The following is a 20,024-nucleotide window of genomic DNA, read 5'->3' on the forward strand; positions in this document are numbered from 1 at the left end:
AAATGGCTGATCGTAAAGGCGAACCGGAATTTCTGGACGATCTTGTGGATATCGAGGCAGAACTCGACGAAGAGCAAGACGTTGATTTCTCGGAAGAGGAACTGGAATTGGATGAATTGCGTGCTGAACGTGATGATCTCAAGGATAAGTTCATGCGCGCCCTTGCTGATGCAGAAAACGCGCGCAAGCGGTCTGACCGCGACCGTCGTGAGGCCGAAAACTATGGTGGCTCGAAACTGGCCCGCGACCTGCTGTCTGTTTACGACAACATGAAACGCGCCATGGATACAGCCACGGACGAACAGCGCGCGGTATCGTCAGCCTTGATCGAAGGAATCGAATTGACCATGCGCGAATTGCTAAGTGTCTATGGCAAACACGGTATCAAAGTCATCGCGCCGGCTGTTGGGGATAAATTCGATCCCAATCAACATGAGGCAATGTTTGAGGCCCCTGTTCCAAACACATCGGCAGGTGATATCATTCAGGTGATGGCTGAAGGGTTTTTGTTGCACGACCGATTGCTGCGTGCGGCCCAAGTTGGCGTATCGTCCAACCCCGGTTAAGGGCGTCTAAGCTGCTTCAGCTCATACAAAAGATCAAGCGCTTCTTTCGCAGTTAAGTCATCTGGATAGATGTCATCGAGGCGCTTTTCGATCTCACTTTCTTGTACAGGTTTAGGCGTGGGCGCAGGTGTGGCAGAAAACAGTGGTAGATCATCAATCAGCTGGTTTGGTTTAACGCCGCCTTCGCGCTCGCCTTTTTCCAAAACTTCCAAAACATCGCGGGCCCGATTTACAACTGCTGTTGGCAGACCTGCCAATTGTGCGACTTGCACACCGTAGGATCTGTCTGCCGCGCCTTTTCGAACCTCGTGCAAAAAGATAACTTCCCCGTCCCATTCTTTGACGGCTACTGTCGCATTATCAACGCGCTCTAGCTTATCGGATAAACCCGTCATCTCGTGGTAGTGGGTTGCAAACAGTCCCCGACATCTGTTGACGTCGTGCAAATGTTCCAAAGTGGCCCACGCAATCGAAAGACCATCGTATGTTGCAGTTCCGCGGCCTATTTCGTCTAAAATTACTAGGGCTCGTTCATCTGCTTGGTTCAGGATCGCAGCGGTTTCCACCATTTCAACCATGAAAGTCGATCGCCCCTGCGCCAGATCATCTGATGCACCGACCCGAGAGAAAAGTTGGGACACTACGCCAATAGTGGCTGCGTCCGCAGGGACAAACATGCCAGCTTGCGCCAAAATAGCAATCAATGCGTTTTGCCGGAGGTATGTAGATTTACCGGCCATGTTTGGACCCGTTAGCAACCAGATATCACCGTCTTTACCATTAGCGGACAGCATACAGTCATTGGCGATAAATTGGGTCTTTCCTTGTTTCGACAAAGCAATTTCAACAACTGGATGGCGTCCACCTTTGATGTCAAAACTCGTGTCGGGCTTTAGGACGGGTTTGCACCAATTTTGTTCTGCAGATACCTCAGCTACAGCGCAAAAAACATCCATCTCAGCCAAGGTGTTTGCAACATTGCTGAGGGCGTCATAATTTTCCAAAACAGAGTCTTTTAAGGCTGTATAGTGCCGCAACTCGCTTTCGATCGCGGATCCACCAGCATTCAGGATTTTGGTTTCTAGCTCAGAAAGCTCAACCGTTGTAAAGCGCACAGCATTGGCGGTGGTTTGCCGATGAATAAACGTGTTGGACAGCGGTGCAGATAGCATTTTTTCTGCATGCAGCGCGGTCGTTTCAATAAAGTAACCTAGCACGTTGTTGTGCTTTATCTTTAATGCAGCGACTTCAGTCAGTTTTGCATAGTCGGATTGTAATCCTGCGATAACTGTTTTTCCGTCATCCCGTAGCTTTCGAAACTCATCCAACGCTGGGTCAAATCCGGACCGGATGAAACCACCGTCGCGGGCGAGTAAAGGAACCTCATCGTCCAGCGTCGTCTCTAATTGGTTCAGAATGGTTTGATGACCCACCAAGGCATCCCGCAGCAACTTGGTATCTTGAGGAAAATCAACATCCTTAGTTACATCAAATATCTGTTGGGCGCCGTTTAACCCTGATTGCAGCGCTTTAAGGTCACGTGGGCCACCACGGTCCAAAGACAGGCGCGACAGTGCACGTGTCATATCTGAAATTTGTTTAAGGATGACACGAATATCCTCGGATAAAATGGGCGTGCCGGCTATAGTCGAAACAGTGTCTAACCTACCCTGAATCTGATCTAAATCACGGGATGGTGCAGAGATGCGTTGGGCAAACAATCGCGCACCTCCGGCGGTGACTGTGCGATCAATAGCATGCAGTAGGCTGCCACTTTTTGAACCATTCAAGCTTGTGGTGATCTCAAGGTTCTTCCGTGTCGCTGGGTCGATCTGCATTACTTGCGATAAGTCAAAGCGGCGCGGCACCTTCAAAAGAGGAAGCTTCCCTTTTTGAGTAATGTCCAGATAGGCCAGCAGTGCGCCAATGCTGGCCATCTCGACGCTAGAAAACTCACCGAAACCGTCCAACGTTGCCACGCCGTACACGGATTGGATGCGCTGGGTAGCAGCAGTACTATCAAAGCTTGCACCGGATAGCGGGCTGAAGTTTAGACCAGCCAATTCAGGCGTGGATAAAAACATCTCTTCTTGTTTTTGGGATATAACAATCTCGGAAGGGTTTAGTCGTGCTAGCTCATGCAGTAGGTTTTGCTCGGTGCAGGGAATGACGGACACATCGCCGGTCGAGATGTCGACCCAAGCAATTGCGCCAGCCTCACGAATACATGCATAGGATGCCAAAAAATTGTGTTCTCGTGCATTTAGCAAAGCATCTTCGGTCAATGTGCCGGGCGTGACCAAACGCACAACATCCCGCTTAACAACGGCTTTCCCTCCGCGTTTTTTCGCCTCGGCGGGGCTTTCCATTTGCTCGGCTACGGCGACGCGGAACCCCTTTTTGATAAGCGCTTGTAGGTATGTCTCGGCGGCGTGGAACGGGACCCCACACATGGGTATTTCTTCGCCGTCATGTTTGCCGCGCTTTGTCAGGGCGATGTCCAACGCTGCTGCCGCCTGTGCTGCGTCGTCAAAGAACAATTCGTAGAAATCGCCCATCCGGTAGAACAGCAATGCGTCGGGATACTGTTCTTTGATGCCCAAGTACTGGGCCATCATCGGTGTTGTTCCGGACACGTCGCAGATCCCCCGTGAGTTTCATGTCGGTTGCAACAGAACCGTTCCGAATTGATACTGGGGCAAAGCAATGGGGGCAACCATGACTATCTATAACTTAGGTTCGATCAATCGCGACCTGATCTATCAAATGCAACGCTTGCCCCAAGCAGGCGAAACCATTGCAGCCCAAGAGTTCATCGAAATGTTAGGGGGCAAAGGGTTGAATCAGTCCGTGGCGGCAACCCGTGCTGGCGCGGATTTGGTGCACATTGGTGCAATCGGAAAAGATGATCGTGACATGCGCGAACGGCTTCAAAACCTAGGGTTGGACACATCTGCAATTGCCGGTGTCGATCATCCGACAGGGCACGCGATTGTTTCAGTGGATGAGGCTGGCGAAAATGCGATCGTTTTGTTGCAAGGGGCCAACGTGCAACAGGATCAAGACATGATAAAACAGAGCCTCAAGAATATCAAAGACAGTGATTTTCTGATGCTCCAAAATGAAACAAATTATCAGCTCCTCGCAGCTCAGATCGCATATGATGTGGGTGCTACGGTTGTCTATTCAGCAGCCCCTTTTTCTGCAACTGCGGTTGAAGCTGTGCTGCCCTTTGTAGATATCCTTGTAGTGAACACCGTTGAGAGACAACAATTGTCCGATGCGCTTGGCATTGGGGAATTCGACCTGCCAGTCTCAACTGCTATCATTACTAAGGGAGCAGAGGGCGCAGACTGGATAGATATCAAATCAAAAGTCAGCAAAGCGACACCAGCGATGAATGCGGAGGTCGTTGATACCACGGGCGCAGGGGATACTTTTATCGGTTACGTGGTTTCTGGACTGGCCGAAGGATTACCGCCTGATGAAGCCATGCGTCTTGGGTCGGTGGCGGCTGCTATCATGGTATCGCGAAAGGGGACCGCATCAGCGATCCCCACACGAGCCGAAGTAGATGCGCGTCTTTAGCCGCCAACAAAGGGTGCGGCACTGCCCCACAGCTGTTTTACTTTTGCGTCGCGACCGCATGCTTTCCGGTAGGCTTTGTAGGCTTCGGACTGACGTTTTGGTCCAAAACGCGTGACCACCAATTTGCTGCCCTTGTAGTAGTCTTGGTGGTTGGATGCGGCTTTGTAGAATTTTGCTGACGGTAGAATTGGAGTCACAATTTTCCGACCCAGTGCAGATTGTGCCTCTGCTTTAGCCTGTTGTGCGGCGGCCTTTTGGGATCCTTTGGCAAAGATAGCTGTGCGATAGCTTTCGCCGCGATCGCAAAACTGGCCACCTGCGTCTGTGGGATCAACAGATCGGAAGAACAAGGAAAGCAGCGTGTCATACGACACCTTGTCTGCGTCATATGTGATTTTGACTGCCTCGTAGTGGCCAGTCCCGCCTTTGGTCACTTGCTTATAAGTGGGGTTCTTTGTTGATCCACCTGCAAATCCCGACTCGGCCTTAATGACGCCTGGGACTTTCTCGAAATCAGCTTCAACGCACCAGAAACATCCACCTGCCACAACCATCGTTTGACGATCCAAAGCTTGCGCGTTTGTTGTTTGCGATAAAATACCGATGGCAGTTATCGCCGTGATGCCAAGGGCACGGGTGATGGTGGATTTAAACATGGGAACTCCTTTTGACGTTGCTTGCATACTGGGCATGTTGAATGCCTTTTCAAATCACTGGCTCGTGACGTCACAAAGTGTTTACTACTGGGTGATGAGGCTTAGTCCACCAAACAGAGGGTGCAGAATGAAGTTAGCGATGTGGTCAGGCCCGCGGAATCTTTCAACGGCGATGATGTACAGTTTTGCAAATCGGGAAGATTTTTCAGCTGTGGATGAGCCGTTCTACGCAGCTTACTTGGCAAACACCGGGCTCGATCATCCCATGCGCGAACACGTGATGCAGGCACAGGATCAATCGTATTCGTCAGTAATATCGAGTCTAATTCAGCCCAATTCGGTAAATACCCATCAGTACCAAAAGCATCAGACGCAACACATGATCGATGGCGTGGACAGAGATTGGATGCGAGGCGTGACGAATGTTTTCCTCATCAGGCATCCGGCGCGTGTGTTGGCAAGTTACACGGCAAAACGCGCAAATCCGACTTTGGAAGACATCGGGTTTTCGCAACAAAAGGCTCTTTTTGAAAAGGTTTGTGCCTTTGGTCATACACCGACTGTCATCGATGCATATGATATTCGACGCAATCCTGAGGCGCAGTTGCGCGCACTTTGTGACAGGATCGGTTTGGATTTCTACCCTTCCATGTTGAACTGGCCAAAGGGACCAAAGCCGTTTGATGGGGTCTGGGCGTCACATTGGTACGGGTCCGTTCATCAAAGCACGGGGTTTGCAGGGGCCGAAGGGGATTTGCCCACATTGCCAAAAGAACAGCGCCCCATCTTGGATGAGGCGCTGGAAATTTACGAGCAGTTGTCAGGCTATAAATTAGCGATCTAGCCTTTGCGGCGTTTCCGCATGGCCAGCAGACGCAAGCGCAGTGCGTTGATTTTGATGAACCCGGCCGCGTCTTTTTGATCGTAAGCGCCCTGATCGTCTTCAAAAGTTACGTGTTCTTCGGAATAGAGGCTATCATCTGACCAACGGCCAACCGTGCTAGCCTGCCCTTTGTACAGTTTAAGCCGAACGGTGCCGTTTACGTGTTCTTGCGACTTGTCGATCAAGGCTTGCAGCATTTCGCGCTCGGGAGAGAACCAAAATCCGTTGTAAATCAGTTCTGCATACTTGGGCATCAACTCGTCTTTGAGGTGGGCGGCACCGAGATCCAAAGTGATCGATTCAATGCCGCGATGCGCCTCCAGCAGGACTGTCCCGCCTGGCGTCTCATAGATACCGCGGGACTTCATCCCCACAAAGCGACCTTCGACCAGATCTAACCGCCCGATCCCATGACTTCCGCCCAACTCGTTCAGTTTGGTCAAAATGGTCGCGGGTGACATAGCTTCGCCATTGATTGAAACAGCGTCGCCTTTTTCAAATCCGATTTCGATGAACTCAGGCGTATCAGGCGCGTCCTCAGGATTAACAGTCCGTTGATACACGTAGTCTGGTGCTTCAATTGCCGGATCCTCCAAGACTTTGCCTTCTGAGGACGTGTGCAGCAGGTTTGCATCAACACTAAACGGTGCCTCGCCGCGTTTGTCTTTAGCAATTGGAATTTGGTGCTTTTCTGCAAAGTCGATCAGTTTTGTTCGACTGCTCAAATCCCATTCACGCCATGGCGCAATCACTTTGATGTCGGGATCTAGTGCGTAGGCCGCCAGTTCAAATCGCACCTGATCATTGCCTTTGCCTGTCGCCCCATGGGCCACTGCATCGGCGCCGGTTTCCCGTGCGATTTCGATCAACCGCTTGGAAATGAGGGGGCGCGCAATTGATGTACCCAACAGGTACAGCCCTTCATAGACTGCGTTGGCGCGAAACATCGGGAATACAAAATCGCGAACAAATTCTTCTCGGACGTCTTCAATATAAATCTCGCTGGCACCCATTAATTCTGCTTTGGCGCGGGCTGGTTCCAACTCTTCGCCTTGCCCAAGGTCAGCCGTGAACGTGACCACTTCGCAACCGTATTCAGTTTGAAGCCATTTCAGGATGATCGAAGTATCCAGTCCGCCAGAGTAGGCCAACACAACTTTTTTGGGGGCAGACATAGTGGAAACTCCTTTAACGTATCGCGGCGGCGATATCGGGTTTTTTGGGCTTAAGCAAGATCAGCCTAACGATATAAGACTTGTTCCCACGACGGTCGCGGGTCAAAACGGTCAGATGAGTGATTTTGCTAAAAAAGCCAGGGCGGCGACAAGCTCGATGCGGCGATTGTTTCCGGCAACGCCGCTGCAACAAAATGCCTTTCTGTCTGAGAAGTATAACGCGGACATCTGGCTCAAGCGTGAAGATCTGTCGCCGGTCAGATCCTACAAAATACGTGGTGCTTTTAACGCTATGCGCAAAGTGTTGGGCGGCAAGCCGGATCAGAAAACCTTTGTCTGCGCCAGCGCCGGAAACCACGCCCAAGGGGTTGCTTTTGTCTGTCAATATTTTGGGGTTAAAGGTGTTATTTTTATGCCTGTCACGACGCCGCAGCAAAAGATTGACAAAACCCGAGTCTTTGGCGGGAATGCGGTGGAAATCGTTCTAACTGGCGACTATTTCGACGTAACTTTGGCGGCGGCACAGGAATTTTGCGTACAATCAGGGGGGCATTTTTTGTCGCCCTTCGATGATCCCGACGTAATCGAAGGCCAGTCGTCGGTAGCAGTTGAAATGGTTAGCCAATTGGGGCGCGCCCCGGATCTGGTGGTTTTGCCCGTTGGTGGCGGCGGGTTGTCGTCAGGCGTCAAAAGTTACTTTGACGATGTGCGGACATCGACGGCACTCCATTTTGTCGAGCCAGCGGGTGGCGCCAGTTTGCGTGCTGCTCTAGCAAACGGGGCACCTATTGCGCTCGATCACGTCGACAGTTTTGTGGATGGGGCCGCTGTTGCCAAGATCGGCGCGGCCACATTCGATGTCTTGAAGGGTTCCACATTGGATCAGGTTACAGCAATTTCTGAGGACCGGATCTGCACAACAATTCTGGAAATGTTGAACATCGAAGGTATTGTTTTGGAACCGGCAGGTGCGTTGGCAATTGATGTCTTAAAGGATCTGGAATCATCGATTGAAGGGAAAACAGTTGTTTGCGTTTCCTCAGGGGGAAATTTCGATTTCGAACGTTTGCCAGAAGTTAAAGAACGGGCGCAGCGATATTCGGGCCTCAAGAAATACTATATCCTTCGGATGCCTCAACGGCCTGGAGCATTGAAAGAGTTTCTAAATATGCTGGGCCCCGAAGACGATATCGCACGTTTTGAATATCTCAAGAAATCTGCACGAAATTTTGGGACAGTGTTGATTGGCATCGAAACACGAGCAGCAGTTAATTTTGACAGGCTTACGGCACTGATGACACAGGCAGGATTTTCCTACACTGATATCACGGATGATGAGGTTTTGGCGGGCTTTGTCGTCTAACCTGCCTTGGCCAAACTAGAATATCCTTCGAGGAAAGAAGCCTTAGACGCGGTGTAACATTCATCCAGCTGTGCTATCGACACGACATCGGTTTGACCTGCGGCCGCCGCTGTTTCACCCTGTTGGCAGAGTGCGCTAAAGGCGGAAAATCCTAGGTTCAACGCACTTCCTTTAAGTGCGTGATACCCACGTTCAAAGTCCTCGCTGGAACTGGCGTTTGGAAGATCCGCAATGGTTTCTTCGACTTCTTCAAGGAAAATTTCCACCACCTCATCGATGTCGTCGGCACCAATTTCATCGCGTAGTATTTTAATTCGTGACCAATCAATCATGTCTGCCTCGCTTTGTTGCATTCGTTCTGCACTGAAATTCTTTCAGTTGCGTAAAATGGAAAAGTTTAACTTTCATGCTCCGTTAATTTGGGGCTGTCAGAAGCGCTTTATCACATGAGGTCAGACGCGATGTCAGCTATAGCCACGAATGAAGTGCCGGAAACAGTCGATCAGCAGCCTTTGCGGGTATTGGTGGTCGACGACAGCCGCCTGCAAAGGCGCATTCTGTCGGCGTCTTTGAAAAAATGGAATTATTCCGTGCAGGAGGCCGACAGCGGTGAGTCGGCTCTTGCCCTGTGCCACGAACAGTCATTTGATCTCATCCTCAGTGATTGGATGATGCCTGGTATATCTGGTCTGGACCTGTGTGTTGAATTTCGGAAGTTAGAAAATGCGCAATATGCCTATTTTATATTGCTGACTTCCAAGAGCGAAAAAAATGAAATCGCACGAGGTTTGGAAGTCGGCGCCGATGATTTTCTGACCAAACCGTTCGATTCTACCGAACTTCATGCTCGAATCCGTGCCGGAGAACGCATTTTGAAAATGCACGAGCAATTGGCAGAGAAAAACCGCGAGATCAGTCTTACCTTGAATGAACTTCAATCGGTTTACACGACGCTGGATAATGATCTACGCGAAGCCAAGAAATTGCAGCAATCGTTGGTTCCGGTTAGGTTTCAGGAGTTTGGCCCATCTAATGTCGCGGCCATTCTGAAATCGTGCGGCCATGTTGGCGGTGATCTGGTTGGATTTTTCGAAATTGATGCCAATCAAATTGGATTATTTTCGATTGATGTTTCGGGTCATGGGATGTCGTCTGCTTTGATGACCGCGCGCTTGGCCGGCTATTTAAGTGCAGCTAATCCCACTCAGAATATTGCGTTGGATGTGCGCGCTGATGGCACGATTGTTCCACGACGACCTTCAGTGGTGGCCGAAGATTTTAACAATTTGATCTTTTCGGAAATTGAAACCGAACACTACTTTACGCTCATTTATGCGGTTGTGAATTTAGAAACAGGCGTCGTCGACTTCACCCAAGCTGGTCATCCTCACCCTGCGGTTTTGGCGCCCGACGGGACAGTAGAATTTCACGGAACCGGTGGGCTCCCTATTGGTTTAATCGAAGACGCGACGTTTGATGACATGCAGCTCCAGTTGCGTCGAGGTGATCGACTTTTCCTGGCTTCAGATGGGATTACCGAAGCGCAGGATTTGGAGGGCACTCTTTTGGAAGATGAAGGTTTGGCACAAATTCTGACACAAAATAGACAAAGCCACGGAAATTCACTGCTTGAAGCAATTGTTTGGGATCTGACCGACTATGCCGCAAATGGTGAGTTTGACGATGATGTCTCTGCGGTTTTGTTTGAATATAATCACATCCCAAAGTAGCGCTTGAGAAAATGAACGTCACCTTCATTTGCCAGTAGCATCACAGCATCTGATATCGTGCACCAAAAATCCGTGTGATCTGGTTCAATTGGGTTACCTAATCGGGTAGTCGGTCTTCCTGCATAAATCGAACAGTGTTTTTGTGCCCAGAGATCATATTCGGGCATATAGACAAAACGCTGATACACTCCCAGACGTTTTAATCCAGACGCATGCCATCCAGTTTCTTCAAAAATCTCGCGATGTAGCGCTGGAATAATTTGTTCGCCTGGATCGATACCACCGCCTGGCAATTGGAATTCAGGTTTTGGCTGATCTTGAAATGTCAAAAGAACATTATTTCCCACATGCAAGATCGCATAGGCGCCAGGACGCAGCCTGTAGTGCTGTCTTGCATCGAAGGGTTCTCCAAATCTACGCAATTTAGCCTCTTGTTCTTGGACGATGCGGAAGGCACCCTATATAACGCGATCATGCCGCACTTGGGCGCAAAAGGAAATCCAATGTCTTTGGGAACTAAAATCGCTTGGGACGATACCGTCCTGCCGTTTCAATTGGAGCGTTCAGATATTCGTGGCCGCGTCGCCCGACTGGATGGTGTGTTGGATCAGGTCCTGTCACAGCATCAATATCCAACGAAAATCGAGGCTCTTGTCGCCGAGATGAGCTTGCTGACCGCCTTGATCGGACAAACGATTAAATCAGAGTGGAAGCTGTCGCTGCAAGTGCGCGGTGACGGTGGCGCAAGGATTATTGCGACGGACTACTACGGACCAAAGAACGACGGTGAAACTGGCCGCATGCGTGCCTACGCCAGCTTTGATGCGGATAAACTGGATGCTGCTGCAGAACCATTTGATCTCATTGGGAAAGGCTATTTTGCGATCTTAATCGATCAGGGCGAAGGGACGACGCCGTACCAAGGGATCACGCCCATCGATGGCGGATCTTTGTCGACCTGTGCTGAAACATATTTCGCGCAGTCCGAGCAGATCCCAACTCGGTTTTCGCTGACATTTGGAAAGTCCCAAGAACCAGGTGGCGATGCATCTTGGCGCGCGGGTGGCGTGATGTTGCAACATATGCCCAAAGCGTCGCCGTTCGTTGCTTCTGAAGGTGGATCTGGTGAGGAAGGGCTGCTTAAGGCATCGGACATTTTGGATGATGATGCATCAGAGAATTGGAACCGCGCGAACATCCTTTTGGACAGCGTTGAGGAACTCGAACTCATCGGCCCCTCATTGGCGCCCACTGATCTGTTGGTTCGCTTGTTTCACGAAGAGGACCCTCGCGTTTATGATCCTCAGTGGGTCGAGTTTGGCTGTACGTGTTCCGAGGAACGTGTACGCCAAAGCCTTTCCATTTATTCGGCCAAGGATATCAAACACATGACAACCGAAGAAGGGCGGGTAACAGCAGACTGCCAATTCTGTGGTGCGCACTACGACTTTGATCCAAAGAGCCTTGGATTCGAAGCAGCGTCCGAGACATGAAATTCAATGAGCTGACGAACCGCTTGAGTGATGCTGCGTCGCTCAACCAAAGTGGTTCGTCAGACTACGATTTGAACAAAGATGTGGTGTTACCAGACAACCGGCAGCTGTGCCCTGCTGCGGTTTTGGTGGGCGTTCAAGATCATATAAGTGGTCCACGCGTTTTGCTGACCAAGCGACCATCAACAATGAAACATCACCCCGGCCAGATTGCTTTTCCTGGGGGAAAACAAGATAAAACAGACTCTAATCTTGCCCAAACAGCCCTTCGTGAGGGATGGGAAGAGATTGGTGTTACCAATGACCAATGTGTTTTCCTAGGCTCGTTTCAGTCGCATGAAACTGTCACAGGTTTTCAGGTGGAACCCAATTTATTCGCCTTGCACCAAGAATTTGAACCAACACCGAATGCGCACGAGGTTTCGGAGGCATTCTGGGTTCCAGCAACATTTGTTTTGGATCCCGGAAATTTCCTTATCCAATCCCGTCGTTGGCGTGGGGCAAGGCGACACTATTACGTCGTGCCTTATGGTCCATATTACATCTGGGGTGCCACAGCGCGGATCCTCTTTGGACTTGCGCAGGGTCTAAAGCAATGATGCAGATTGATCAGCCGTGGTTGTTTGACACTAGCTTGCAGCGATTGATGCGCACCTTCGACAGCTTTGGCCATCAGATCTATCTCGTTGGGGGGTGCGTTCGTAATGCTGTGTTGAACCGACCTCTATCGGATATTGATCTTGCAAGTGATGCGCTGCCCGAGAGGGCCATGGAAATCGCCTCAGAGGCTGGTTTCAAGATTATTCCTACTGGCCTTGAGCACGGTACAATCACGGCCGTTGCGAATGAAGTAGCGTTCGAGATTACGACTTTCCGGCGTGATGTGGCCACAGATGGACGGCACGCAGAAGTGGTTTTTTCCGAAGATGTAAAACAAGATGCCCTCCGGCGAGATTTTACAATGAATGCGCTCTACTGCGATGCCAAGGGGCGCGTTGTTGATCCCCTGGGTGGATTGAAAGATGCCCGTGATGGTGTTGTGCGGTTCATTGGAAATCCAGATGACCGCATTCAAGAGGATTATCTGCGGATCTTGAGGTTTTTCCGGTTCACAGCTTGGTACGGGGATCCGGCCTTGGGACTGCATCAAAACGGGCTGGCGGCCTGCGCCGCTGCGGCGCAAAATCTTGATCGTATTTCCAAGGAGCGCATAGGGTCTGAATTGCTCAAAACTTTAGCAGCAAAAGACCCTGCGCCAGCCATGGCAGCCATGCAGGCAAGTACGGTTTTGGGTGTGATCCTTCCGGGTGCAGACACTAAATCACTACCGCTTTTGGTGCATCTTGATAGCGAATATCCCCCCGATCCCTTACGCAGGCTTGCCCTGATTGGTGGACAAGATCTCAAGGAAAACCTGCGCTTATCCAAGGTTCAAGATACACAGATTAAACTGCTTCGTTCGTCCCTTCAAACCCCGCTTCCAGAGCTTGCATTTCGGCATGGCGTGCAGTTCGCACTAAATGCAGCATTGATACAAGCTACAGTGTTAGAACAGCCTATTTCAGCAAGTTTAGACTCTGTTTTGACGACTGCAGCATCACAAGTTTTTCCATTAAAAGCTGCCGATCTGATGCCAAATTTTCAAGGACCTGCGCTTGGGGAAGTTTTGAGGGTCGCGGAGACATATTGGATAAAAACGGGATTTCAACTGTCTGCTCAAGACTTAGCCGACTGGTGCAGGAACGGTGGCGCAAAAGATGCAGATTGACCCCCTCTATATCTATGTGTTTTTTGGCCTTCTTTCCCCCGGCCCCAATGTGATTTTGCTCACTGCGTCTGGCGCGCGCTTTGGCTTTCTTCCAACACTACCGCATATTTTGGGCGTTGCTGTAGGCGTCGGTGTCACTGCTGGTCTGACCGGGTTCGGAATCGGGGCACTGTTATTAGCGCGACCTTCATTGGAGTTTGCGTTGAAATGCCTTGCGGCGGCTTGGATCCTCTACATGGCCTACACGCTCTGGCGGTCGACGGCGTCAAAAGTCGCCTCTGAAAAGGACCGTCCTTTTACATTTGTTGAGGCGGTTTTGTTCCAATGGGTGAACCCCAAGGTTTGGGCAGTGGCGTTATCGGCATCGTCTGCGTATGCTGCAGGATGGACGCCAATATGGGAAGCTGCGCGGTTGGGCAGCGCGTTTTCCGGAATAAATCTGTTTGTCTGCATCTCTTGGACATTTGCGGGAACGCTGCTGTCGTTTTTACTTTCTAACCCATCTGCGTGGCGGGTTTTCATGCGAATAATGGCAGTCGCCTTGGGCAGTTTTGCAGTTTTGATTTTCTTATAATGCCAATTGGGCTAAGTCGTAGCATCTGATGAAAATTGAAAATCTCATAGACGCGTTTCAACCCGCGCAATCGACCCCGCCGCGGACGCTGATGGCGTTTTTTCGCTGGGCGCTGTCTGGGGCTTGGGGCGTTTTGGCGGGTGCCGCAGTTCTATCGGCGGCGGCAGGCACCTTGGAAGTTATTACCGCCCTCGTCTTGGGCTTGGTCATTGATCTTGCAATCAGTGCAGGTCCTGCTCAGGTCTTGGTTGACCATTTTTGGACATTGTTGGCCTGTGCTGCTTTCTTTGTCGTGTTGCGACCGCTGGTGTTTGGCCTTTCGGCTTCGGCAAATGCGATTGTTGTGGGCCCAAACGTCAATCCGCTGGTCCTGTCGCGGCTGAACCGGTGGACCATGGGGCAGAACGTTACATTCTTTGATGATGATTTCGCGGGACGTATTGCGCAAAAGCAGATGCAGACCGCCCGGGCTGTAACCGATGTGGCCAGCGAAACCATCAATGTGGTTGCCTTTGCTTTGGCGTCACTTGTTGGGTCTGCCCTGCTTTTGACGACCATCGACTGGCGCATCGCGTTGGTGCTGGCCATATGGCTGGTTGGTTACTTTTCCCTGATCAGTTGGTTTTTGCCGCGCATTCGAAAACGTTCGGCAGGTCGTGCAGGTGCGCGGGCAATGGTTTCGGGCCAGGTCGTTGATACCATTACCAACATCAAAACGGTCAAACTATTTGCCTTGGCCGAACATGAGGATCGAGCAGCCTTAGGCGCGATGAAGGTCTTTCGAGAAAAGTCGTTGTACTTTGGCTATCTGGCGGCGGGTTTTAGGTTCGCTTTGATGACTGTCGCGGGTGCTCTGCCCGTGTTGCTGATAGGGGGTGCGCTGATCCTGTGGTCAAACGATCAGGCAACCGCTGGTGATATTGCGGCCTCTGGTGCGGTGGCTATCCGCATCTCGCAAATGACGGGGTGGGTAAGTTTCACGTTGATGGCGATCTATTCCAATATTGGCGAGATTGAGGACGGCATGAACACTCTCACACCGCCTCACAGTCTGGTTGATGTCGAAAACGCTGTTGAGCTGAACAAAGTCCAAGGCGCCATTTCTTTCGAGAACGTGACCTTCAGCTACGGTCGCGATACCGGAGGGGTGGAAGGGATTGATTTGGTCCTTCAGCCGGGCGAAAAACTAGGGATCGTTGGTGCCTCTGGGGCTGGTAAATCCACGTTGGTTGCGCTGTTGCTACGGCTCTATGATGCAGAGCAGGGGCGCGTGACTGTGGATGGTGTGGATATCACGCAAAGCACCCAAGAGAGTTTGCGCCGCTCTATCGGCATGGTCACGCAAGAAACTGCGATGTTTAATCGATCTGCGCGTGAGAACATCCTCTATGGAAATCCTGACGCATCAGAAGAAGACTTGATCGAGGCAACGCGCCGCGCTCAGGCGTTGGATTTCGTAAAGGACCTAAAAGACCACAAAGGTCGGGTCGGATTTGACGCTCATCTTGGTGAACGTGGCGTTAAGTTATCCGGTGGTCAGCGGCAACGGATTGCTCTGGCGCGGGCTATTCTCAAGGACGCTCCGATTTTGGTCTTGGATGAGGCCACCAGCGCATTGGACAGCGAAGTCGAAGCAGCTATTCAAATTGCTCTGGACCAAGTTATGGAAGGCAAAACCGTTTTGGCGATTGCCCACCGTCTGTCCACCATCGCGCAAATGGACCGGATCGTGGTTTTGGAGCAAGGCAAGATTGTCGAGCAAGGAACGCACGATGTATTGCTCGAAATGGATGGATTGTACAAAAGGTATTGGGATCGCCAATCCGGTGGTTTTATCCGTTTGAACGAAGCAGCTGAATAAAATGACTGTCACTAAAATTCAAAGATTGAACGCCCAGGCGCTGGGCGTGGACGAAAATGGTCAGCATGCGGCCTACGTCCTTCCGCAGGAAAATGTTGAGATCACTGAGGGTGTGGCGCGGATCGTTGAACCATCTGCATCCCGTGTCAAAGCACCGTGCTCGCATTTTAAGAAATGTGGTGGATGCAGTTTGCAACATGCCAGCGATGATTTTGTGGCGGAATGGAAAGTTGATGCGGTCGTGCAGGCCCTCGCGACACAGGGTGTTGAAGTTGCGCAAAGGCCGGAAATCTATACATCGCCGCCGGCGTCACGGCGTCGGGCAAAACTAACGGCAAAGCGCACCAAAAGCGGCGCGATGGTTGGGTTTATGTCCGCGCGCAGTCATACGCTCTTGAGCATTCCAAACTGTAGGGTGCTCTGTCCCGAGATTATGTCTGGGTTGCCGATGCTTGAAGCGCTGACAGTTATGGGCGCCAGTCGCAAGGCGCAGGTGTCGTTGTCGGTCACCAGTTCAGCTGCGGGTTTGGATGTTGATGTAAGCGGCGGCAAGCCACTGACGGATCCGTTTCGATTAGAGGTCACGCAATTTGCACAGCGCTACGGTCTTGCCCGTATCAGTTGGGATGGTGAATTGATCGTCACACTTGCCCCTCCCACGCAAAGCTTTGGATCCCTTACGGTGCAGCCCCCGGTTGGGGCCTTTTTGCAAGCCACGCAAGACGGAGAACAGGCCTTGGCCCAAACTGTTGCCGAGGCCGTTGGGCAATCCAAGTCGGTGATAGACCTTTTCGCAGGGTGCGGAACCTTTGCTGCACGATTGGTTTCGAAGGCCAAGGTCCATGCGGTTGAAGGCAGCCAAGACATGCTGGCCGCCTTGGATGCCGGTTGGCGCAAGGCCCAAAACGTCAAACATTTATCCACTGAAGTGCGCGATCTCTTTCGCAGGCCTTTGGATGCAGATGAATTGAAACCCTATGATGCGATTGTCCTTGATCCTCCACGCGCCGGTGCAGCGGCTCAGGTGGTCCATATCGCGCGAGCCCAAAGCCCCTTGGTGGTTATGGTATCTTGCAATCCCAGCAGCTTTGCTCGCGATGCGAAGGTCTTGGTCGATGGCGGATACAGGTTGGATCGGCTAACTGTGGTTGATCAATTCCGCTGGTCCAGCCACATCGAAGCTGTGGGCGTGTTTCGGCGGGTCTAGCACCGATTTGGCCACTATACTCAGGTACCCCATATGGTAGTTATCTGATTTCATGGCACAAAAATTCCCCTAGAAATTGTTGCATAAACAAGATATTGTGGTAGCAGCAGTATTAAAGCGGCACAAAAAAAGCCGTAAAAACGAGGCGGAGTAGTAGTAATGTCAGCGATTAATTTCGTTGTCCGTGATAGTATGGGCAACTTACAGCGTGGAACCCTAGCGGGCGAAGATGCTGGAAATATTTTAAATGCAGGATCCGGGAACGATATTTCCCTTAACCTGCGCAGATCCCAAATTTTGAATTATGACCGCAGCGGAACAGATTTGATTATCACGCTGACGGATGGTCGCCAGCTGGTTCTCAGTAACTACTTTGCTGAAGGTATCGAGGCGCCCAACGAACTTTACGTCAGCGCCGACGGCTTTATGAGCGAAGTTGCCATTGTAGATGATGGCACAGGTACTTTGCGCGCCAACTATATCGATGGTGAATCCTTCGGTAAGTGGAGCCCGGATGACGACCTCTATTTTGTACGCGGTCAAGAATTTGACGTGGCCCGTGCTGATCCGATGGTTACCGAACCCGAAGCCTCGATGCTGGGAACAGCTTTGTTGGGTGGTTTGGGCGGTCTTGGCGGTAGTGCTGGTATTGGCGCTGCGGCGCTAGGTGGTGCAGCACTGCTAGGCGCGTCAGGTGGCGGCGGTGGCAGCGATGACGAAGAGACTGGTGGAACTGGCAGCACAACTCCGGCAGATACTACGCCTCCAGATGTTAGCTTCGACAGCGGTGTTGAATCGACCGACGATGTGGTGAACTCCGAAGACTACTCTGACGGCATCGAAATTGGTGGACGTGGTGAGCCGGGTTCGGACATTGTTGTCACGATTGATGGTTTCACCGAAACCACAACTGTTGATGATGATGGCAACTGGGAAGTCGTATTCGGCACAGATACTCTGCCAAGCGGTGAATACCGCAGCGACATTCAAGTAACGGCAACGGATGCTGCAGGCAACACGGGTACTGCAACTGACACTTTGGTTGTCGATACAGTCGCCGAAGTTGGCTTTGCAGAGATCAGCATTGGTGGCGACAGCGTGATCAACGCGGCGGAACTGGTTGCTGGTTTTGAAATTACAGGTACGACCCAGCCGGGATCCAGTGTCACTGTCATGGTTGGCACAGTTGCGATTCCAGCGATTGTTGCGGCTGACGGCACATGGTCCATCAGTCTTAGCGATGCGGATTTGCAAGGTGGCGAATACATCACGCAAATCACAGCAACCGCGACCGATACATATGGCAACACTGCGACTGCGACGACAGATCTGCAGATCGATACATTTGTAAACGAGCTAGAGCACACCAGCAGCCCCATTGGCGGCGACGGCGTGATCAACGCAGCCGAGGCAGAAGCAGGCGTAACCCTTACCGGCACCGTCGAAGCAGGCTCGGCTGTGACGGTTACTTTGGGTGATGTCACATTGCCTGCGACTGTCGATTCCAACGGCAACTGGACCGTGGATTTTGCCAGTGGAACCATCCCCGGTGGTGAATATACAACCTCCATGGTCGTATCCGCCACAGACGCAGCTGGCAACGTCACATCCATGTCTGAAACTGTCACAGTAGATACTGATGCAGGCTATTTGACCCTTTCGCCCGAACCTATTGAGGGCAATGATGTGGTCAATGCGGTTGAAGTGTCCGACGGCGTGATGATCCTTGGGACCGCGACACCGGGGTCTACAGTCACCGTTTCCTTGGGCGCTGCGACGCACCAAGTGATGGCCGGATCGGACGGCAGCTGGTCCTCGCTGTTCGGAAACAGCGAAATACCGGGCGGGACATATGACGCCGCTATCACGGCCAGCATCACGGATGTGAACGGCAACAGCCGCGAAGTCAGTGACAGTGTTCATATCGATACTGAAGTGCGCGATTATGCCTTCTCCGGCAGTCCGATTGAAGGCGACAATGTTGTCAGTGCGGCCGAGGCCAGCAATGGCGTTGTGGTCAGTGGCACGGTTGAAGTTGGATCCACAGTCGTCGTGACCATGGGCGCAAACACAGTGAATGCTGTGGTCGATGGTTCTGGAAACTGGAGTGCGACATTCTCGCAATCCCAAGTTGGATTTGATGAATACACCGCCGCAGTCAAAGCTGTTGCAACTGATGTGAACGGGAACGTTGCTGATATCTCGACGACGGTCCAAGTGGACACCATTGTGACGAACCTTGCGGCATCGTCTCAAGCAGTTGAGGGCGATGATGTCATCAATGCAGTTGAAGCGGCCGACGGATTTACTCTAACGGGCACGGTCGAAGCAGGGTCCAGTGTTAATGTGACGTTCGAGGGCACAACACGCGCGGCAACAGTCGACAGCAATGGCAACTGGAGCGTTAACTATACTGCCTCAGAAATCCCGCCTGGATCCTACACATCTACAGTGATGATTTCGGCGACCGATGCGGTTGGCAACACGGACACAACAACAGACACCTTCGCTGTGGATACAGTTGTCCCAGAGGCCCCATTGATCCAATCTTTCGAAAAAGGTCTATCGGGCGTGCGCGGCATCAGTACGGATCAAATCGACGGAACAGTTGAGATCGATCAGGTTGCCGGCAATGGTAATGTCACAGATGTGCTGTACCAAGATCCAAGCATCAATGGGTTTGGCGAGCTTGAATTCCAATTCCAAGCGCCAATTCCTGATGGCTCGCATTTGGTTGTTTCCGCCTCTGATCCATCTGGCAATGACAGCTCGACCCTCTTTGTTTTGGACGAGAGCGGTACGAACACAGTCAACCTTGGTAACACAGGCCTGTCACAGTTTGATATCGGTGCGATTGATCTTCAATTTGCCGAAAACAACGAACTGACGCTTACAGCGGCTGAACTGGAAGGTCTCTCCGACGCAACCAACGAGTTGCGGATCAACGGTGGGTCGGACGATACAGTCACAATGCTGGGCGCGCAGGCAACTGGTACGAAGGTCATCGATGGCAAAGCCTACGATGTATATTCGCTGGGCGACGAAGGCACTGTTATTATCGACGACGAGATCACCGTCGTCATCTAAAAACACGGGTCTGCGGGTGCAACGACATCCGCAGGCTAACTCTCTGAGGCAGGAAGGGAGCACTCCGTGGCAC

The 20,024-nt window shown here is 51.5% G+C and carries 17 protein-coding genes; 12 read left to right on the forward strand and 5 right to left on the reverse strand.

Annotated features, from left to right (window positions below):
* Positions 1 to 2: 2 nt before the first annotated feature.
* Positions 3 to 566: a nucleotide exchange factor GrpE gene (locus ACIRQ6_RS16985; RefSeq protein ID WP_420861798.1), complete on the forward strand. Its 564-nt coding sequence runs from the start codon at positions 3 to 5 to the stop codon at positions 564 to 566.
* Here ACIRQ6_RS16985 and mutS read toward each other — a convergent pair.
* Positions 563 to 3,184, reverse strand: a complete 2,622-nt coding sequence (gene mutS, locus ACIRQ6_RS16990) for a DNA mismatch repair protein MutS (protein WP_420863927.1) — start codon at positions 3,182 to 3,184, stop codon at positions 563 to 565. The genes ACIRQ6_RS16985 and mutS overlap by 4 nt on opposite strands.
* Before the next feature lie 100 nt (positions 3,185 to 3,284).
* Here mutS and ACIRQ6_RS16995 point away from each other — a divergent pair, with 100 nt between their 5' ends.
* On the forward strand, positions 3,285 to 4,154 hold the full coding sequence (locus ACIRQ6_RS16995) for a ribokinase (RefSeq protein ID WP_420861799.1): 870 nt from the start codon (positions 3,285 to 3,287) through the stop codon (positions 4,152 to 4,154).
* Here the strand turns inward: ACIRQ6_RS16995 and msrA are convergent.
* Complete coding sequence (gene msrA / locus ACIRQ6_RS17000) at positions 4,151 to 4,708, reverse strand: peptide-methionine (S)-S-oxide reductase MsrA (RefSeq protein WP_420863928.1); 558 nt, start codon at positions 4,706 to 4,708, stop codon at positions 4,151 to 4,153. The two genes, ACIRQ6_RS16995 and msrA, sit on opposite strands and share 4 nt — an antisense overlap.
* 229 nt (positions 4,709 to 4,937) lie before the next feature.
* On the opposite strand from msrA, the gene ACIRQ6_RS17005 reads away from it, so the two are divergent.
* Positions 4,938 to 5,654: an HAD family hydrolase gene (locus ACIRQ6_RS17005; protein ID WP_420863929.1), complete on the forward strand. Its 717-nt coding sequence runs from the start codon at positions 4,938 to 4,940 to the stop codon at positions 5,652 to 5,654.
* Here the strand turns inward: ACIRQ6_RS17005 and ACIRQ6_RS17010 are convergent.
* The gene (locus ACIRQ6_RS17010) at positions 5,651 to 6,868 is read right to left on the reverse strand and encodes an argininosuccinate synthase (RefSeq protein WP_420861800.1); all 1,218 of its coding nucleotides are present in this window, start codon (positions 6,866 to 6,868) and stop codon (positions 5,651 to 5,653) included. The genes ACIRQ6_RS17005 and ACIRQ6_RS17010 overlap by 4 nt on opposite strands.
* 115 nt (positions 6,869 to 6,983) lie before the next feature.
* Here ACIRQ6_RS17010 and ilvA point away from each other — a divergent pair, with 115 nt between their 5' ends.
* Positions 6,984 to 8,231 (forward strand): threonine ammonia-lyase IlvA, encoded by a 1,248-nt coding sequence (ilvA, locus tag ACIRQ6_RS17015; RefSeq protein WP_420863930.1) that lies wholly within the window; start codon positions 6,984 to 6,986, stop codon positions 8,229 to 8,231.
* On the opposite strand, the gene ACIRQ6_RS17020 is transcribed toward ilvA, so the two are convergent.
* On the reverse strand, positions 8,228 to 8,563 hold the full coding sequence (locus tag ACIRQ6_RS17020) for an Hpt domain-containing protein (protein WP_420861801.1): 336 nt from the start codon (positions 8,561 to 8,563) through the stop codon (positions 8,228 to 8,230). The two genes, ilvA and ACIRQ6_RS17020, sit on opposite strands and share 4 nt — an antisense overlap.
* Before the next feature lie 129 nt (positions 8,564 to 8,692).
* Between ACIRQ6_RS17020 and ACIRQ6_RS17025 the strand changes: the two genes are divergently transcribed.
* Positions 8,693 to 9,961: a PP2C family protein-serine/threonine phosphatase gene (locus tag ACIRQ6_RS17025; protein WP_420861802.1), complete on the forward strand. Its 1,269-nt coding sequence runs from the start codon at positions 8,693 to 8,695 to the stop codon at positions 9,959 to 9,961.
* Here the strand turns inward: ACIRQ6_RS17025 and ACIRQ6_RS17030 are convergent.
* The gene (locus tag ACIRQ6_RS17030) at positions 9,946 to 10,383 is read right to left on the reverse strand and encodes an NUDIX domain-containing protein (RefSeq protein WP_420861803.1); all 438 of its coding nucleotides are present in this window, start codon (positions 10,381 to 10,383) and stop codon (positions 9,946 to 9,948) included. The two genes, ACIRQ6_RS17025 and ACIRQ6_RS17030, sit on opposite strands and share 16 nt — an antisense overlap.
* Before the next feature lie 81 nt (positions 10,384 to 10,464).
* Between ACIRQ6_RS17030 and ACIRQ6_RS17035 the strand changes: the two genes are divergently transcribed.
* From ACIRQ6_RS17035 to ACIRQ6_RS17065, 7 genes are all read left to right on the forward strand, one after another.
* Positions 10,465 to 11,454 carry an Hsp33 family molecular chaperone HslO gene (locus ACIRQ6_RS17035; protein ID WP_420861804.1) on the forward strand — a complete coding sequence of 330 codons (990 nt, stop codon included), beginning with the start codon at positions 10,465 to 10,467 and terminating at the stop codon, positions 11,452 to 11,454.
* Complete coding sequence (locus ACIRQ6_RS17040) at positions 11,451 to 12,053, forward strand: NUDIX hydrolase (RefSeq protein ID WP_420861805.1); 603 nt, start codon at positions 11,451 to 11,453, stop codon at positions 12,051 to 12,053. The genes ACIRQ6_RS17035 and ACIRQ6_RS17040 overlap by 4 nt, the downstream gene beginning before the upstream one ends.
* 47 nt (positions 12,054 to 12,100) lie before the next feature.
* Positions 12,101 to 13,222 (forward strand): CCA tRNA nucleotidyltransferase, encoded by a 1,122-nt coding sequence (locus ACIRQ6_RS17045; protein WP_420861806.1) that lies wholly within the window; start codon positions 12,101 to 12,103, stop codon positions 13,220 to 13,222.
* Entirely contained in the window at positions 13,212 to 13,796 is a 585-nt protein-coding gene (locus ACIRQ6_RS17050; protein ID WP_420861807.1) for a LysE family translocator, read from the forward strand. The genes ACIRQ6_RS17045 and ACIRQ6_RS17050 overlap by 11 nt, the downstream gene beginning before the upstream one ends.
* 28 nt (positions 13,797 to 13,824) lie before the next feature.
* On the forward strand, positions 13,825 to 15,657 hold the full coding sequence (locus ACIRQ6_RS17055; protein ID WP_420861808.1) for an ABC transporter ATP-binding protein: 1,833 nt from the start codon (positions 13,825 to 13,827) through the stop codon (positions 15,655 to 15,657).
* Position 15,658: 1 nt separating this feature from the next.
* Positions 15,659 to 16,864, forward strand: coding sequence for a class I SAM-dependent RNA methyltransferase (locus ACIRQ6_RS17060; protein ID WP_420861809.1), 1,206 nt, complete (start codon positions 15,659 to 15,661; stop codon positions 16,862 to 16,864).
* A gap of 159 nt (positions 16,865 to 17,023) precedes the next feature.
* On the forward strand, positions 17,024 to 19,951 hold the full coding sequence (locus ACIRQ6_RS17065; protein ID WP_420861810.1) for an Ig-like domain-containing protein: 2,928 nt from the start codon (positions 17,024 to 17,026) through the stop codon (positions 19,949 to 19,951).
* The last annotated feature ends 73 nt before the right edge of the window (positions 19,952 to 20,024 follow it).

Source organism: Algirhabdus cladophorae, assembly GCF_044772865.1.
GTDB classification, from domain to species: Bacteria; Pseudomonadota; Alphaproteobacteria; order Rhodobacterales; family Rhodobacteraceae; genus Algirhabdus; species Algirhabdus cladophorae.

Coding starts and splice junctions, on each gene's coding strand:
- ACIRQ6_RS16985 (WP_420861798.1), top strand. CDS start 3: ATGGCTGATCGTAAAGGCGAACCGGAATTTCTGGACGATCTTGTGGAT.
- mutS (WP_420863927.1), bottom strand. CDS start 3,184: ATGATGGCCCAGTACTTGGGCATCAAAGAACAGTATCCCGACGCATTG.
- ACIRQ6_RS16995 (WP_420861799.1), top strand. CDS start 3,285: ATGACTATCTATAACTTAGGTTCGATCAATCGCGACCTGATCTATCAA.
- msrA (WP_420863928.1), bottom strand. CDS start 4,708: ATGGTTGTGGCAGGTGGATGTTTCTGGTGCGTTGAAGCTGATTTCGAG.
- ACIRQ6_RS17005 (WP_420863929.1), top strand. CDS start 4,938: ATGAAGTTAGCGATGTGGTCAGGCCCGCGGAATCTTTCAACGGCGATG.
- ACIRQ6_RS17010 (WP_420861800.1), bottom strand. CDS start 6,868: ATGTCTGCCCCCAAAAAAGTTGTGTTGGCCTACTCTGGCGGACTGGAT.
- ilvA (WP_420863930.1), top strand. CDS start 6,984: ATGAGTGATTTTGCTAAAAAAGCCAGGGCGGCGACAAGCTCGATGCGG.
- ACIRQ6_RS17020 (WP_420861801.1), bottom strand. CDS start 8,563: ATGATTGATTGGTCACGAATTAAAATACTACGCGATGAAATTGGTGCC.
- ACIRQ6_RS17025 (WP_420861802.1), top strand. CDS start 8,693: ATGTCAGCTATAGCCACGAATGAAGTGCCGGAAACAGTCGATCAGCAG.
- ACIRQ6_RS17035 (WP_420861804.1), top strand. CDS start 10,465: ATGTCTTTGGGAACTAAAATCGCTTGGGACGATACCGTCCTGCCGTTT.
- ACIRQ6_RS17040 (WP_420861805.1), top strand. CDS start 11,451: ATGAAATTCAATGAGCTGACGAACCGCTTGAGTGATGCTGCGTCGCTC.
- ACIRQ6_RS17045 (WP_420861806.1), top strand. CDS start 12,101: ATGCGCACCTTCGACAGCTTTGGCCATCAGATCTATCTCGTTGGGGGG.
- ACIRQ6_RS17050 (WP_420861807.1), top strand. CDS start 13,212: ATGCAGATTGACCCCCTCTATATCTATGTGTTTTTTGGCCTTCTTTCC.
- ACIRQ6_RS17055 (WP_420861808.1), top strand. CDS start 13,825: ATGAAAATTGAAAATCTCATAGACGCGTTTCAACCCGCGCAATCGACC.
- ACIRQ6_RS17060 (WP_420861809.1), top strand. CDS start 15,659: ATGACTGTCACTAAAATTCAAAGATTGAACGCCCAGGCGCTGGGCGTG.
- ACIRQ6_RS17065 (WP_420861810.1), top strand. CDS start 17,024: ATGTCAGCGATTAATTTCGTTGTCCGTGATAGTATGGGCAACTTACAG.